This is a genomic window from Bradyrhizobium sp. 197 (assembly GCF_023073375.1).
GTDB lineage: Bacteria > Pseudomonadota > Alphaproteobacteria > Rhizobiales > Xanthobacteraceae > Bradyrhizobium.
Window position 1 is genome coordinate 16199 of sequence record NZ_JADPJJ010000179.1, and the last position, 11886, is coordinate 28084.

11 protein-coding genes are annotated in these 11886 nt (G+C 63.9%); 7 read left to right on the forward strand and 4 right to left on the reverse strand.

Translation table 11 applies throughout. The features are described 5' to 3' along the window. The first annotated feature begins 90 nt into the window (after positions 1–90). Complete coding sequence (gene xth / locus IVB27_RS39240; RefSeq protein WP_247352542.1) at positions 91–906, forward strand: exodeoxyribonuclease III; 816 nt, start codon at positions 91–93, stop codon at positions 904–906. 54 nt (positions 907–960) lie between these two features. Here the strand turns inward: xth and IVB27_RS39245 are convergent, their stop codons facing one another. Both IVB27_RS39245 and IVB27_RS39250 read right to left on the reverse strand, forming a co-directional pair. After that, positions 961–1404: a cyclic nucleotide-binding domain-containing protein gene (locus IVB27_RS39245; protein WP_247447912.1), complete on the reverse strand. Its 444-nt coding sequence runs from the start codon at positions 1402–1404 to the stop codon at positions 961–963. 58 nt (positions 1405–1462) lie between these two features. Next, positions 1463–2149 (reverse strand): response regulator transcription factor, encoded by a 687-nt coding sequence (locus IVB27_RS39250; protein ID WP_007598630.1) that lies wholly within the window; start codon positions 2147–2149, stop codon positions 1463–1465. A 235-nt stretch (positions 2150–2384) separates the two neighbouring features. Between IVB27_RS39250 and IVB27_RS39255 the strand changes: the two genes are divergently transcribed. Next, complete coding sequence (locus tag IVB27_RS39255; protein ID WP_524536550.1) at positions 2385–2921, forward strand: L,D-transpeptidase family protein; 537 nt, start codon at positions 2385–2387, stop codon at positions 2919–2921. Between the two features lie 6 nt (positions 2922–2927). Next, complete coding sequence (locus IVB27_RS39260; RefSeq protein WP_247447914.1) at positions 2928–3701, forward strand: 2-keto-4-pentenoate hydratase; 774 nt, start codon at positions 2928–2930, stop codon at positions 3699–3701. 34 nt (positions 3702–3735) lie between these two features. Here the strand turns inward: IVB27_RS39260 and IVB27_RS39265 are convergent, their stop codons facing one another. Further along, the gene (locus IVB27_RS39265) at positions 3736–4425 is read right to left on the reverse strand and encodes a YggS family pyridoxal phosphate-dependent enzyme (protein WP_247352549.1); all 690 of its coding nucleotides are present in this window, start codon (positions 4423–4425) and stop codon (positions 3736–3738) included. A gap of 108 nt (positions 4426–4533) precedes the next feature. Here IVB27_RS39265 and IVB27_RS39270 point away from each other — a divergent pair, with 108 nt between their 5' ends. Beyond that, positions 4534–6231, forward strand: a complete 1698-nt coding sequence (locus IVB27_RS39270) for a diguanylate cyclase domain-containing protein (protein WP_247352552.1) — start codon at positions 4534–4536, stop codon at positions 6229–6231. 3 nt (positions 6232–6234) lie between these two features. On the opposite strand, the gene IVB27_RS39275 is transcribed toward IVB27_RS39270, so the two are convergent. Beyond that, complete coding sequence (locus IVB27_RS39275) at positions 6235–7281, reverse strand: GGDEF domain-containing protein (protein WP_247447915.1); 1047 nt, start codon at positions 7279–7281, stop codon at positions 6235–6237. Between the two features lie 193 nt (positions 7282–7474). On the opposite strand from IVB27_RS39275, the gene leuS reads away from it, so the two are divergent. From leuS to holA, 3 genes are read left to right on the forward strand one after another with little or no spacing between them, the layout of a single operon-like run. Beyond that, the gene (gene leuS / locus IVB27_RS39280; RefSeq protein WP_247447916.1) at positions 7475–10099 is read left to right on the forward strand and encodes a leucine--tRNA ligase; all 2625 of its coding nucleotides are present in this window, start codon (positions 7475–7477) and stop codon (positions 10097–10099) included. Beyond that, positions 10086–10637 carry an LPS assembly lipoprotein LptE gene (gene lptE / locus IVB27_RS39285; protein WP_247352557.1) on the forward strand — a complete coding sequence of 184 codons (552 nt, stop codon included), beginning with the start codon at positions 10086–10088 and terminating at the stop codon, positions 10635–10637. The genes leuS and lptE overlap by 14 nt, the downstream gene beginning before the upstream one ends. A gap of 47 nt (positions 10638–10684) precedes the next feature. Further along, positions 10685–11713 carry a DNA polymerase III subunit delta gene (gene holA / locus IVB27_RS39290; protein ID WP_247447917.1) on the forward strand — a complete coding sequence of 343 codons (1029 nt, stop codon included), beginning with the start codon at positions 10685–10687 and terminating at the stop codon, positions 11711–11713. Positions 11714–11886 lie beyond the last annotated feature (173 nt).

Genomic DNA, 11886 nt, shown 5'->3' on the forward strand with positions numbered 1-11886 from the left:
TCCCGGGCATCCACGTTCTGGACCTACAAAAAGGCGTGGATGGCCGGGTCAAGCCCGGCCAGGACGGATGGAGTTTGTTAGATCAATCTCATGCGTTTTTCCCTGACAACCTGGAACATCAATTCGGTGCGGCTGCGCATCGATCTGGTCGCGAAATTTCTCAAGAGCGCGCGACCGGACGTGCTGTGTCTCCAGGAAACCAAGTGCATCGATGACGCTTTTCCGTTGAAGCGCTTCAAGCGGCTCGGCTATGAGCACGTCGCGCTGAACGGGCAGAAGGGCTATCACGGCGTCGCCATCGTCTCGAGGATTCCGTTCGAGTCGAAGGACATCCGCACCTTCTGCGACAAGGTGGATTCACGCCACATCTCGGTGTCGTTCGGAGAGAAGGCCGGGATCGCAAAGCCCCTGGTGGTGCATAATTTCTACGTGCCGGCCGGCGGTGACATTCCCGATCCCGCGCTGAACGAGAAATTCGATCACAAGCTCCGCTTTCTCGACGAGATGAAGGCGTGCGAGCCGCTGCATCCGCGCGGCGAGGATCGCCACATCCTGGTCGGCGATCTCAACGTCGCCCCGCATGAGAACGACGTCTGGTCGCACAAGCAGCTTCTGAAAGTGGTTTCGCACACGCCAGTCGAAACCGAGAAGCTGCAAGCCGCGCTCGTCGCCGGCGAGTGGGTTGACGTCGCCCGCGAGCGCATTCCGATGTCGGAGAAAGTCTATACCTGGTGGAGCTATCGCTCCGCGGACTGGACCGTCGGCGACCGTGGCCGCAGGCTCGACCACATCTGGGTCTCGCGCGCGCTGAAGGACACGGTCAGCGATTTCAAGATTCTTCGCGATGCGCGGAGCTGGGAACGGCCGTCGGACCATGTGCCGGTCACGGTGACGCTGGAGGTGTGATCTTGCAGCCCTGATGGAGCGCAGCGAAATCCGGGCTACGGATGCTTCTCAGGACTACGACGTCAGCTTCGCGCCCGCCATCAGGATATCGCTGGCGATCTGGCTGGAGCGAACCGCGAATTCGTCGCGAAGGCGGACGGCGGCGGCAGGGTCGCTTTCGAGCACGCGCTGAAACAGGCTGCGCGCGACGCGGATGACGGTGGCGTGCTCCAGTGCGATCGCGCTCGACGGCCGCTTCATCGGTACCACCAGCGCCAGCTCGCCGATCAGAGCACCGGGACCTGCGATCATCTCCGCGCCGGCACCGTCGTCGACCCGGAAGGCGCCGCGCTGGACCACGAAGCCGGCATCGGCATCGTCGCCGAGATTGAACAGGACGTCGCCGCGGACGAAGTCACGCTGCTCGGAGCCGATCGCCAGCATGCGCAACGAAGCGTCTCCCAACAGGCGCAGTGTCGGGACACGCTCGAGAAGCGCTACATCGTCGTCGATTGACATTCAGGTCCGAGGCTCAAAGGCACGCGATCTAAAACGATTCGCACGCCCCTGAAGCGTATCACGGCACCAGCTTGTAGCCACCGGCTTCCGTGACCAGGATCTCGGGGTTGGCGGCGTCCTTCTCGATCTTCTGGCGAAGGCGGTAGATGTGGGTTTCCAGCGTGTGGGTGGTGACGCCGGAATTGTAGCCCCAGACCTCCTGGAGCAGGGTCTCGCGCGAGACCGGCATCTGGCCGGCCCGGTAGAGGAAGCGGAGGATGGCGGTTTCCTTTTCCGTCAGCCGGACCTTGCGCGCATTGGCGGCGGTCAGCATCTTGGAGCCGGGCCGGAAAGAATAGGGGCCGACCGAGAACACCGCGTCCTCGCTGGCTTCGTGCTGGCGGAGCTGGGCGCGGATACGAGCCAACAGAACCGCGAAGCGGAAGGGTTTTGCGACATAGTCGTTGGCGCCGGATTCCAGCCCCAAAATCGTGTCGGAATCGGTGTCATGCCCGGTGAGCATGATGATCGGAGCCTTGAACCCGCCCTTGCGTAAGGAACGCACCACTTCACGGCCATCGGTGTCGGGCAGGCCAACATCCATCAGGACGAGATCGGGAGCATTGGCCTTCGCGGCGCTCGCGCCCTTGGCGCCGGTATCGACGGCGGAGGCTTCAAATTCCTCGTGCAGCGATAATTGCTCCACCAACGTATCGCGCAGATCGGTATCGTCATCCACGATCAGGATCTTGCGGGCATTGGCCATAGGGGGTCATCCTTTTGGGGTCCGGCGCGGCGCGCATCCATGCTGCACCCAGCCGAGAGGGAAGTTTAGGGGTCGCTGTTATTATTGTTGTTCGTGTTGAAGTAGTGGGCTGTTACCGATTCACAAGCCAGAACCACTCTAACCCAGAATAGCAGGGCGCTTCGATGAATGTCCTGTAATGAATTCGACATTGCACGTTCACATGAAAAACAAAGCTGCTTCAGCTAGTTACACCATGAACAGAGGCGCCGGGCCATTGTCCGCGATCCGCATTAAGCCTGCGGCGGGGAATCCATGCCGGGGCTGGCTGACCGCGGGGGCGCTGACGATTCCGGTCGCGCTCGGGCGGGGTGGCATTCTGGCCAACAAGCGCGAGGGCGATGGCGGCACCCCGAGGGGCAGCTTCCGTCCCAGGCGCTTGTGGTGGCGGGGCGACCGGCACAGCCGCCCGCAGACCTTCTTGCCGGCGAGGAGCATCGGCGACACGGACGCCTGGTGCGAGAATCCCCGGGACCGTCATTACAATCAGGGAATCCGGCTCGGCGAGGGGCAGGGCGGTGACCGGCTCAAGCGGACCGACCATCTCTATGACTTCATCATCGAAATCGACCACAACACGAGGCCGCGCATCGCCGGCCGCGGCAGCGCGGTGTTCTTGCATCTGGCCCGCGACAATTTCGGCCCGACCGCAGGCTGCGTCGCGATGACCAAAGCGGCGATGCGACAATTGCTGCGGCGGCTGGGACCAAAAACAAAAATCATCATCGGGTGAGGATACATGCTCGACAGGGATCAGATCGCCGCCGCATCGCGCGTCCTCGTTCAACATTGGCGCGACGGCACCAAGCTTGACGCGCTGGAGCCACGGTTGCGGCCACAGAGCCGCGCTGAGGGCTACGCCGTGCAGGCTGCGCTCAGCGGGACATTGTTCGGCTGGAAGATCGCGGCGACAAGCGCGTCCGGACAAAAGCACATCAATGTCGAGGGACCGCTGGCCGGCCGCATCATGAGCGACACCGTGATCGCCGATGGCGGCACGGCTGCGATGAAGGGCAACGCGATGCGCGTCGGCGAGCCTGAGTTCGCTTTCCGCATGGGACGCGATCTGCCGCCGCGCGCGGCGGCGTACACTGTCGACGAGGTGCTGGCCGCCGTGGACGGCTTGCATCCTGCAATCGAGATTCCCGATTCGCGCTTTGCCGATTTCGCAGGCGCCGGCGAGCCGCAGCTCATCGCCGACAATGCCTGCGCGCATCTGTTCGTGCTGGGTGCGGCGACCACTGCGAACTGGCGCGCCATGGATCTCGTCGAGGAGCGGCCGCAGATCACGCTACGCGGCAAGCGCTATCTCGGCCACGGCAAGAACGTGCTCGGCGATCCCCGAATCGCCCTGGTCTGGCTGGCCAACGAGCTGCGTGGCCTCGGCCTCACCTTGCGGGCAGGGGAGGTGGTGACCACGGGCACGTGCCATCCGCCGCTGCCGATCCAGGCCGGCGATCATTTTGCGGTGGATTTTGGGGTGCTGGGGAAGGTGTCGGTGGCGTTCGCATAGGCGCTACGCGCACCGCCGCCGTCGCGGCTATAATTCACCGGTGCCCGAAGATCGCACTTCCCACACGCACATGCGTGGCGCCGAGCATGATGGCGGTCGCAAAATCCGCGCTCATGCCCATCGAGAGCTTGTTCAATCCATTGCGCGCGGCGATCTTGGCGGTCAGCGCGAAATGCGCCGCCGGCGGCTCGTCCACCGGCGGGATGCACATCAACCCGGAGATCGTCAGCCCATAGGTGTCGCGGCAGCTCGCGATGAAGGCGTCGGCCTCCCCGGGGGCAATGCCGGCCTTCTGCGGCTCCTCGCCGATATTGATCTGGACGAACAGTTCCGGGTGCTTGTCCTGAGATTCGATTTCCTTGGCTAACGCTTGGCAAATGCTCGGGCGGTCGACCGAATGGATGGCATCGAACAGCGCCACGGCCTCTTTCGCCTTGTTGGATTGCAGCGGCCCGATCAGATGCAGCGCAATATCGGAGTAAACAGAAATTAACGCGGGCCATTTGCCCTTGGCCTCCTGCACGCGATTCTCACCGAATACGCGCTGTCCGGCGTCGATGACCGGGGTAATTGCGTCTGCTGCGAAAGTTTTCGAGACCGCGATCAGCGTCACGGAGGCACGTTCGCGCCGCGCATCCGCGCAGGCGCGCGCGATTTCGGCTTCGACCGCGGCGAGCGCGTTTGGTGAATGGCCGGTTACCGGCGCGGCGTTGGCTTCAGTCATGATGTCGCATGGGCGCTGGTTGTTGCGGAGCTAGTTCTAATTTTACCGAGTTCAAGAAAGAGTTTTTGAACCCTTCGCTTTACCTTGGCCGCGGGGTGGGCAGCGAAGATGGCAAACGTCAGTTTCAACCGCAAACGAGCGAAACTCAAGCAGGTTCTCGGAATCCGGGCGCGGCTTGCGTTGCTCGCGGTAATTCTGGTGGCGCCCTTGATGTTCGAGCGCATCCGTTCGCTCGAAAACACGCGCACGAAGCAGATCGCGCAGGCCGCAGCTGAATTCACCACCGTCGCAAGGCACAGCGCCGACGCCCAGCGCGAGGTGATCTCGTCAGTCGAGACCATCCTGAAATCTGAAGCCTTCATCCGCGCCTCCGCCGGCGGCATCAGCAAGAGCTGTGACGTGCTGCGCGCGAGCCTGCCGTCGAATCTTCCATGGATCCGCACGCTTTTGATCGCCGGCCAGGACGGCCGCATCCAGTGCGCCACCAACAACATGTATGTCGGCCTCGATCTCAGTGACCGGCCGTACTTCCAGCAGGCACAGGAAACCGGCCGCTTCGTGCTGAGCGACTTCATCCTGTCGCGGCCGGTGCTGGCGCCGACCGTGATGGCGGTTTACCCGGTGTCTGCCTTCAGCGGCGTCACGGATGCCGTCGTGCTTGCCACCGTCAACCTCGACTGGATGTCGAAGGTCATGAGCAATCTGGGTGGCCGCGCCGGCATCACCGCCGTCCTGGTCGACAGCGCCGGCACCGTGCTGGCGGCACCGGCCGACCAGCACAGCGCGGTCGGTCGTCCGCTCGACAACATGCCGCTGATGTCCGCGATCGCCGACAAGGCGCTGCGGTCGGACCAGGACGAGGGCGCATTGTCTTTCCTCGCCGCCGACGGCTCCCGCCGCGCGGTCAGTTATATCCGCATCGCCGGCACCAATGCCCGCCTGATCGCCAGCATCGACGAGGACAAGGTGTCTGCGGCCGTGAGCCGCGACATCCGCACTGCTTATCTCCAGCTCGCTTTCGTCGTCGTGTTCGTCCTGCTCGGCGCGCTGATCGCCGCCGAAAAGCTGGTGATCAAGCCGATCGAGATGCTGGCCGATATGGCCAAGCGCCTTGGCGAGGGCGATCTGTCGGCGCGCGCTGCGCGCAATCGTCTGCCGGCCGAGTTCGTGCCGCTGGCCCGCGCGTTCAATGCGATGGCCGCGCAGCTGAGCCAGCGCGAACGCGAGCTGATGGCGAGCAACGACCGGCTCACGGTGATGGCCTCGATCGACATGTTGTCGGGGCTCGCCAACCGCCGCGGCTTCCAGAGCCGGCTCGACTTCGAATGGATGCGCGCGCAGCAATATGGCAGCGAACTCGCGCTTTTGATGATCGACGTCGACCATTTCAAACTGTTCAACGACACCTATGGTCATCTCGAAGGCGATTCTTGCCTGACCAGGCTCGGCGAGTCGCTGTCCGGCATCGCCGCCGACACGATGGGCTTCGCGGCCCGCTATGGCGGCGAGGAATTCTGCCTGTTGCTGCCGAACACCGACGTGGCGCGCGCCGTCGAAATCGGCGAGCAGGCCCGCGCGGCCGTATTGAAGCTGTGCCTACCGCACATCACTTCCGCCCACATGATCGTCACCGTCTCGATCGGTGTTGCCGCGGCAAAGCCAAACGAGAGTCTGCGCCCCGGCGATCTGATCGAAGCCGCCGACGCCGCGCTCTACGCCGCCAAACACCGCGGCCGCAACAACGTCGTCGAGCACGGCATCACCGTGATCGACAACGGCGCGGCGGAAATGATGATGGCCGGTTGAGGGTTAACCCGCGGCCGCGGCGCGATCGAGCTCGATCTCCGTCACCACACGATTGCGGCCGCCGTTCTTCGCAAGATAGAGCGCGCGGTCGCAGCGCTCGATGAGGTCGGCGGTTGCCTCGCCGATCCGATACTGCGCCACGCCGATCGAAACCGTGATGTCAGGCAGGACCTCGCCGGTCGAGCGACGGGTGATCCTGGATTCCGCGATTGCTCGCCTGATTCGCTCAGCGACCTCGGCGCAGGCGGCCAGATCGGCATCCGGCAGCACCGCGATCAGCTCCTCGCCGCCGTAGCGCGCCGATAGATCCTGCTCGCGGACCTTTTCGCGCAACACCTTTGCCATCAGGCGCAGCACCTGGTCGCCGACGCCGTGGCCGAAACTGTCGTTGAAGGTCTTGAAGTGGTCGATGTCGAGCATCAGCACGCTGAACGGCTCGCCCCAATCCGCAGTCGCCTGCACCTTGCGCAGGAATTCATCGAGCGCCCGCCGGTTTGCAAGGCCTGTGAGTGTATCGGTCCGGGCACGCTCCTCGGATTTGGAGAGAGAGTCGCGGATCACGTCGAGCTCGCGGGTCTTTTCCGCAAAGCCCGCCTCGAGCCGCGTCGCGCGGGTGGCCGCGCGGCCCAACTCGTTCATGAGCTGGGCAACCAGCGCTTTGGGGTCGACACCGGCGTTGCCCTGGTCGGCGACCTCGTTGATCGCTTGCATCTGGGAGTGATTGTCGGCAATCGCAGTCGCGAGAAAATCCTTCGCCGCGCCCATAAGGGTGTGGAGCCGCTCGGACGTGTCGACGACGATGGCGCTCACCTGGGGCGCGACGTAGGTCTCGAAAAGATCCTGATTGGTCCTGACGTCGAAGGGTCGATTGTGGTCGATCAGGAGATCGATCGCGTTGCGCAGATCGTCATGGCTTCCCGCGAAATATTGGAACCAGACGGCGAAATTGGTCGGCGTTGCAGGGATCCGCTGTTCGGCCATGCTCCGCATCGCCCGTCCGGCAATGGACGCGGCATAGTCGTAATCGGGATCGTCGAAGCTGGCGTCCATCACAAGTCTTGAGAGTTCTGGTCGGTCGCAAACTGGCATCGACCCCTTAATCACACCCCAACGCGGCCTCAGTAGTTATGCGGTGCAGCGCCGAAGGTTCCCAAATTGCGGCAACCCATTGACCCCTTGAGGACTTCTATGGCCTAGTCCGCCGTCTTTAGACGGCCGAACCCACGAAAACCCAAACGATTCCATGACCTCCGAACGCTATAACGCCCGCGACTCCGAACCGCGCTGGCAAGCCGCCTGGGACCAACAGGCAATCTTCGTCTCCAAGAACGACGATTCGCGGCCGAAATACTATGTGCTGGAGATGTTCCCCTACCCGTCGGGGCGCATCCATATCGGCCATGTCCGCAATTACACGCTCGGCGACGTGCTGGCCCGCTTCATGCGCGCCAAGGGTTTCAACGTGCTGCATCCGATGGGCTGGGACGCCTTCGGCCTGCCGGCCGAGAACGCCGCCATCGAGCGCAAGGTCGCGCCGAAGGCCTGGACTTACGACAACATCGCCGCGATGAAGAAGCAGCTCCGCTCGATCGGGCTGTCGCTGGACTGGAGCCGCGAGATCGCGACCTGCGATCCCAGTTACTACAAGCACCAGCAGAAGATGTTTCTGGACTTCCTGCGCGAAGGCCTCGCCGAGCGCGAAAAGCGCAAGGTGAACTGGGACCCCGTCGACATGACCGTGCTCGCCAACGAGCAGGTGATCGACGGCAAAGGCTGGCGTTCGGGTGCCGTTGTCGAACAACGGGAAATGAGCCAGTGGGTCTTCAAGATCACGAAGTACTCGCAGGAGCTGCTGTCGGCACTGGATACGCTGGACCGCTGGCCCGACAAGGTGCGGCTGATGCAGCGCAACTGGATCGGCCGGTCGGAAGGCCTGTTGATCCGCTTCGCGCTCGATGCGGCGACGACGCCGGCCGGCGAGAGCGAGCTGAAGATTTTCACGACGCGCCCGGACACGTTGTTCGGCGCAAAATTCATGGCGATCTCGGCCGATCATCCGCTGGCGCAGGCCGCCGCGGCGAAGAATCCGAAACTTGCCGAGTTCATTGCCGAGATCAAGAAGATCGGCACCGCGCAGGAAGTCATCGACACCGCTGAGAAGCAGGGCTTTGACACCGGCATCCGTGCGGTCCACCCGTTCGATCCCTCCTGGAAGCTGCCGGTCTATGTCGCCAACTTCGTGCTGATGGAATACGGCACCGGCGCCATCTTCGGCTGCCCCGCGCATGACCAGCGCGATCTCGACTTCGTCAACAAGTACAGTCTCGGCAACATTCCGGTGGTGTGCCCCGAGGACCAGGATCCGAAATCGTTCGTCATCACCGACACCGCCTATGATGGTGACGGCCGCATGATCAATTCGCGCTTCCTCGACGGCATGACCATCGATCAGGCCAAGGACGACGTGGCGAAGCGTCTCGAAACCGAGCTGCGCGGCAACGCGCCAGTCGGCGAGCGCCAAGTGAACTTCCGCCTGCGTGACTGGGGCATTTCGCGCCAGCGCTACTGGGGCTGCCCGATTCCGATCATCCACTGCCCCAAATGCGATGTGGTGCCGGTGCCGGACGCCGACCTGCCCGTCATACTGCCTGATGATGCGACCTTCGACAAACCCGGCAACGCGCTCGATCATCATCCGACCTGGAAGCACGTGACCTGCCCGCAATGCGGCGGCAAGGCGCAACGCGAAACCGACACCATGGACACCTTCGTGGATTCGTCCTGGTACTTTGCGCGCTTCACCGATCCCTGGAACGAGAACGCGCCGACGACGCCAGGGGTCGCCAACCGGATGCTGCCGGTCGACCAATATATCGGCGGCGTCGAGCACGCGATCCTGCATCTGCTCTACAGCCGCTTCTTCACGCGTGCGATGAAGGCGACCGGGCACATTGCGCTGGACGAGCCGTTCGCCGGCATGTTCACGCAGGGCATGGTGGTGCACGAGACCTATCAGAAGGCCGACGGCACCTATGTGCAACCGGTCGAGGTCAAGGTCGAGACCGGCGCCAACGGCCGCCGCGCGACGCTGCTGACCTCAGGCGAAGACATCCAGATCGGCCCGATCGAGAAGATGTCGAAGTCGAAGAAGAACACGGTCGACCCCGACGACATCATCGAGACCTACGGCGCCGACGTCGCCCGCTGGTTCATGCTGTCGGACTCCCCGCCCGACCGCGACGTGATCTGGAGCGACGAGCGCGTCCAGGGCGCCTCGCGCTTCCTGCAGCGGCTGTGGCGGCTGGTGAACGACTCCATGAAACTGGGCAAGACCGCGCCGACGGCTCGCCCGGCCAGCTTCGGCCCGGACGCCACCGCCTTGCGCAAGGCCGCCCATGGCGCGTTGGACAAGGTCACCACCGGAATCGAGCGGCTGCACTTCAACGTCTGCCTCGCCCATATCCGCGAGTTCGCCAATACGTTTTCGGAAGTATTGCAGCGCCCCGGCCAGCCCACCCCCGACCTCGTCTGGGCGATCCGGGAGGCCAGCCAGATCCTGGTCCAGCTGTTCTCCCCGATGATGCCGCACCTGGCCGAGGAGTGTTGGCAGGTTCTGGGCCACAGCGGGCTGGTTTCCGAGGCCAATTGGCCCCAAATCGAACGCGATTTGCTGGTTGAAGACAGCGTGACCCTGGTGGTCCAGGTCAACGGCAAGAAGCGGGGTGAGGTCACAGTTGCAACAGCGGCCAAGAATCCGGAAATCGAGACTGCCGTTTTGGCCCTCGATGCGGTAAAACTGGCTCTGGACGGCAAGCCCGTCCGCAAGGTGATTATCGTCCCCAAGAGGATCGTGAATGTTGTCGGCTAGGATCCGCATCGCAGCCCGCTTGCTGGCGGTTGCCGCCCTGGCGGCCCTGACGGCCGGCTGCTTCCAGCCTATGTACGCCGAGCGCACCGACGGCACCCCCGGCCTGCGCGAGAAGCTGATGGGGGTCGATCTGCCCCCGATCGCCAAGGCGAATGCCTCCCGCGAGGCCCGCGTCGGCGTCGAGGTCCGCAACGCGCTGGCCTTTAAGCTCTATGGCACCGCCACCGGCATGCCGCCGACCCACCGCCTTGAGATCCGCTTCTCAAGCAGCAAGTCGTCGCTGATCGTCGATGCCAATACCGGCCTGCCGAGCAGCGAAAACTACGGCCTCGACGCCCAGTACAATTTGATCGAGGTCGTCAGCGGGAAGTCGGTGATGACCGGCACGACGTTCTCGCGCGTGTCCTACGACATGCCCGGCTCCTATCAGCGCTTCAGCCGCAACCGCGCGGTACGTGATGCCGAGGATCGCGCCGCCAACGAGATCGCCGAGAACATCACGACGCGCCTCGCCTCGTTCTTCACCGCAGGCACTTAATTCATCCCGTCATTCCGGGCCGCCCGGAACGACGAACCCCAGGCAACATGGTCGCGCTGCGCGGAAAAGAGATCGACGCCTTTCTCGCCCGCCCCGATGCGGGCCGTCCGATCATCCTGCTCTATGGTCCCGATGCCGGCCTCGTGCGCGAACGCGCCGATGCGCTGATCGCCTCGGCTGTCGACGATCCCAACGATCCCTTCTCGCTGGTCAAGCTCGATGGCGACGAGCTCTCCGCCGAGCCGTCGCGGCTCGTGGACGAAGCGATGACGGTGCCGCTGTTCGGCGGCCGCCGCGCCATCCGCATCCGCGCCGGCTCGCGCAGCTTTGCCAGCGGCATCGACACGCTGGCGGAGATGGGCGTGAAGGATTGCCGCATCGTGATCGAGGCCGGCGAGCTGCGCCCGGAATCGCCACTGCGCAAGGCCTGCGAGCGTGCCAAAACGGCCGTCGCGATGGCCTGCTATCCCGACACCGAGCGCGACCTGGCCAAGCTGATGGAAGACGAGCTCCGCATCGCCAATCTGCGCATCGCGCAGGACGCCCGCGCGGCGCTGATGTCGTTCCTCGGCGGCGACCGCCAGGCCTCGCGCAACGAGCTGCGCAAGCTCACGCTCTATGCCCATGGCAAGGGCGAGATCACGCTGGACGACGTGATGGCCGTCGTCGCCGATGCGTCGGAGCTGAAGCTCGATCCGATCGTCGACGGCGCCTTCGCCGGCCGGCCCGAGATCGTCGAGAACGAGTTCGCCAAAGCCATGATCGCCGGCACCTATCCAGGCGTGATCATCTCTGCGGCGCTGCGTCAGGCGGCGTGGCTGCACAAATCGGCGCTCGCAATCGCCGACGGCACGCCCGCTTCCGCGGTGCTCGACGGCGGCTATCCGCGCCTGCATTTTTCACGAAAGCCCGCGGTCGAAACCGCGCTGCGCAATTTCAGCGTGGCGCGGCTCGCCGCCATCATCGAGCAGCTCGCGACCGCTGCGCTCGACACCCGCAAGCAATCCACCCTCGCCGCCGCCATCGCCCAGCGCACGCTGATGGCCATCGCCGCGAACGCGAAGCGGCGGGGCTGAACTTCCGTTCTCTCCGCGCGTCATTGCGAGAAGCGCAAGCGACGAAGCAATCCTGAGTCTCTCCGCGGAAAGATTCTGGATTGCTTCGCTGCGCGTAACTGCCCAGGTCCGTTTGCTCGGTTAGGCGACGCTGAGTTTGTGGATGAGTTGTGTGGGGCATCGGGACAATGTTT

Bases quoted from the DNA above. Each gene is read 5' to 3' on its own strand.
- xth (WP_247352542.1), top strand. From the start codon at position 91: ATGCGTTTTTCCCTGACAACCTGGAACATCAATTCGGTGCGGCTGCGC.
- IVB27_RS39245 (WP_247447912.1), bottom strand. From the start codon at position 1,404: ATGTCAATCGACGACGATGTAGCGCTTCTCGAGCGTGTCCCGACACTG.
- IVB27_RS39250 (WP_007598630.1), bottom strand. From the start codon at position 2,149: ATGGCCAATGCCCGCAAGATCCTGATCGTGGATGACGATACCGATCTG.
- IVB27_RS39255 (WP_524536550.1), top strand. From the start codon at position 2,385: ATGAACAGAGGCGCCGGGCCATTGTCCGCGATCCGCATTAAGCCTGCG.
- IVB27_RS39260 (WP_247447914.1), top strand. From the start codon at position 2,928: ATGCTCGACAGGGATCAGATCGCCGCCGCATCGCGCGTCCTCGTTCAA.
- IVB27_RS39265 (WP_247352549.1), bottom strand. From the start codon at position 4,425: ATGACTGAAGCCAACGCCGCGCCGGTAACCGGCCATTCACCAAACGCG.
- IVB27_RS39270 (WP_247352552.1), top strand. From the start codon at position 4,534: ATGGCAAACGTCAGTTTCAACCGCAAACGAGCGAAACTCAAGCAGGTT.
- IVB27_RS39275 (WP_247447915.1), bottom strand. From the start codon at position 7,281: ATGGACGCCAGCTTCGACGATCCCGATTACGACTATGCCGCGTCCATT.
- leuS (WP_247447916.1), top strand. From the start codon at position 7,475: ATGACCTCCGAACGCTATAACGCCCGCGACTCCGAACCGCGCTGGCAA.
- lptE (WP_247352557.1), top strand. From the start codon at position 10,086: ATGTTGTCGGCTAGGATCCGCATCGCAGCCCGCTTGCTGGCGGTTGCC.
- holA (WP_247447917.1), top strand. From the start codon at position 10,685: ATGGTCGCGCTGCGCGGAAAAGAGATCGACGCCTTTCTCGCCCGCCCC.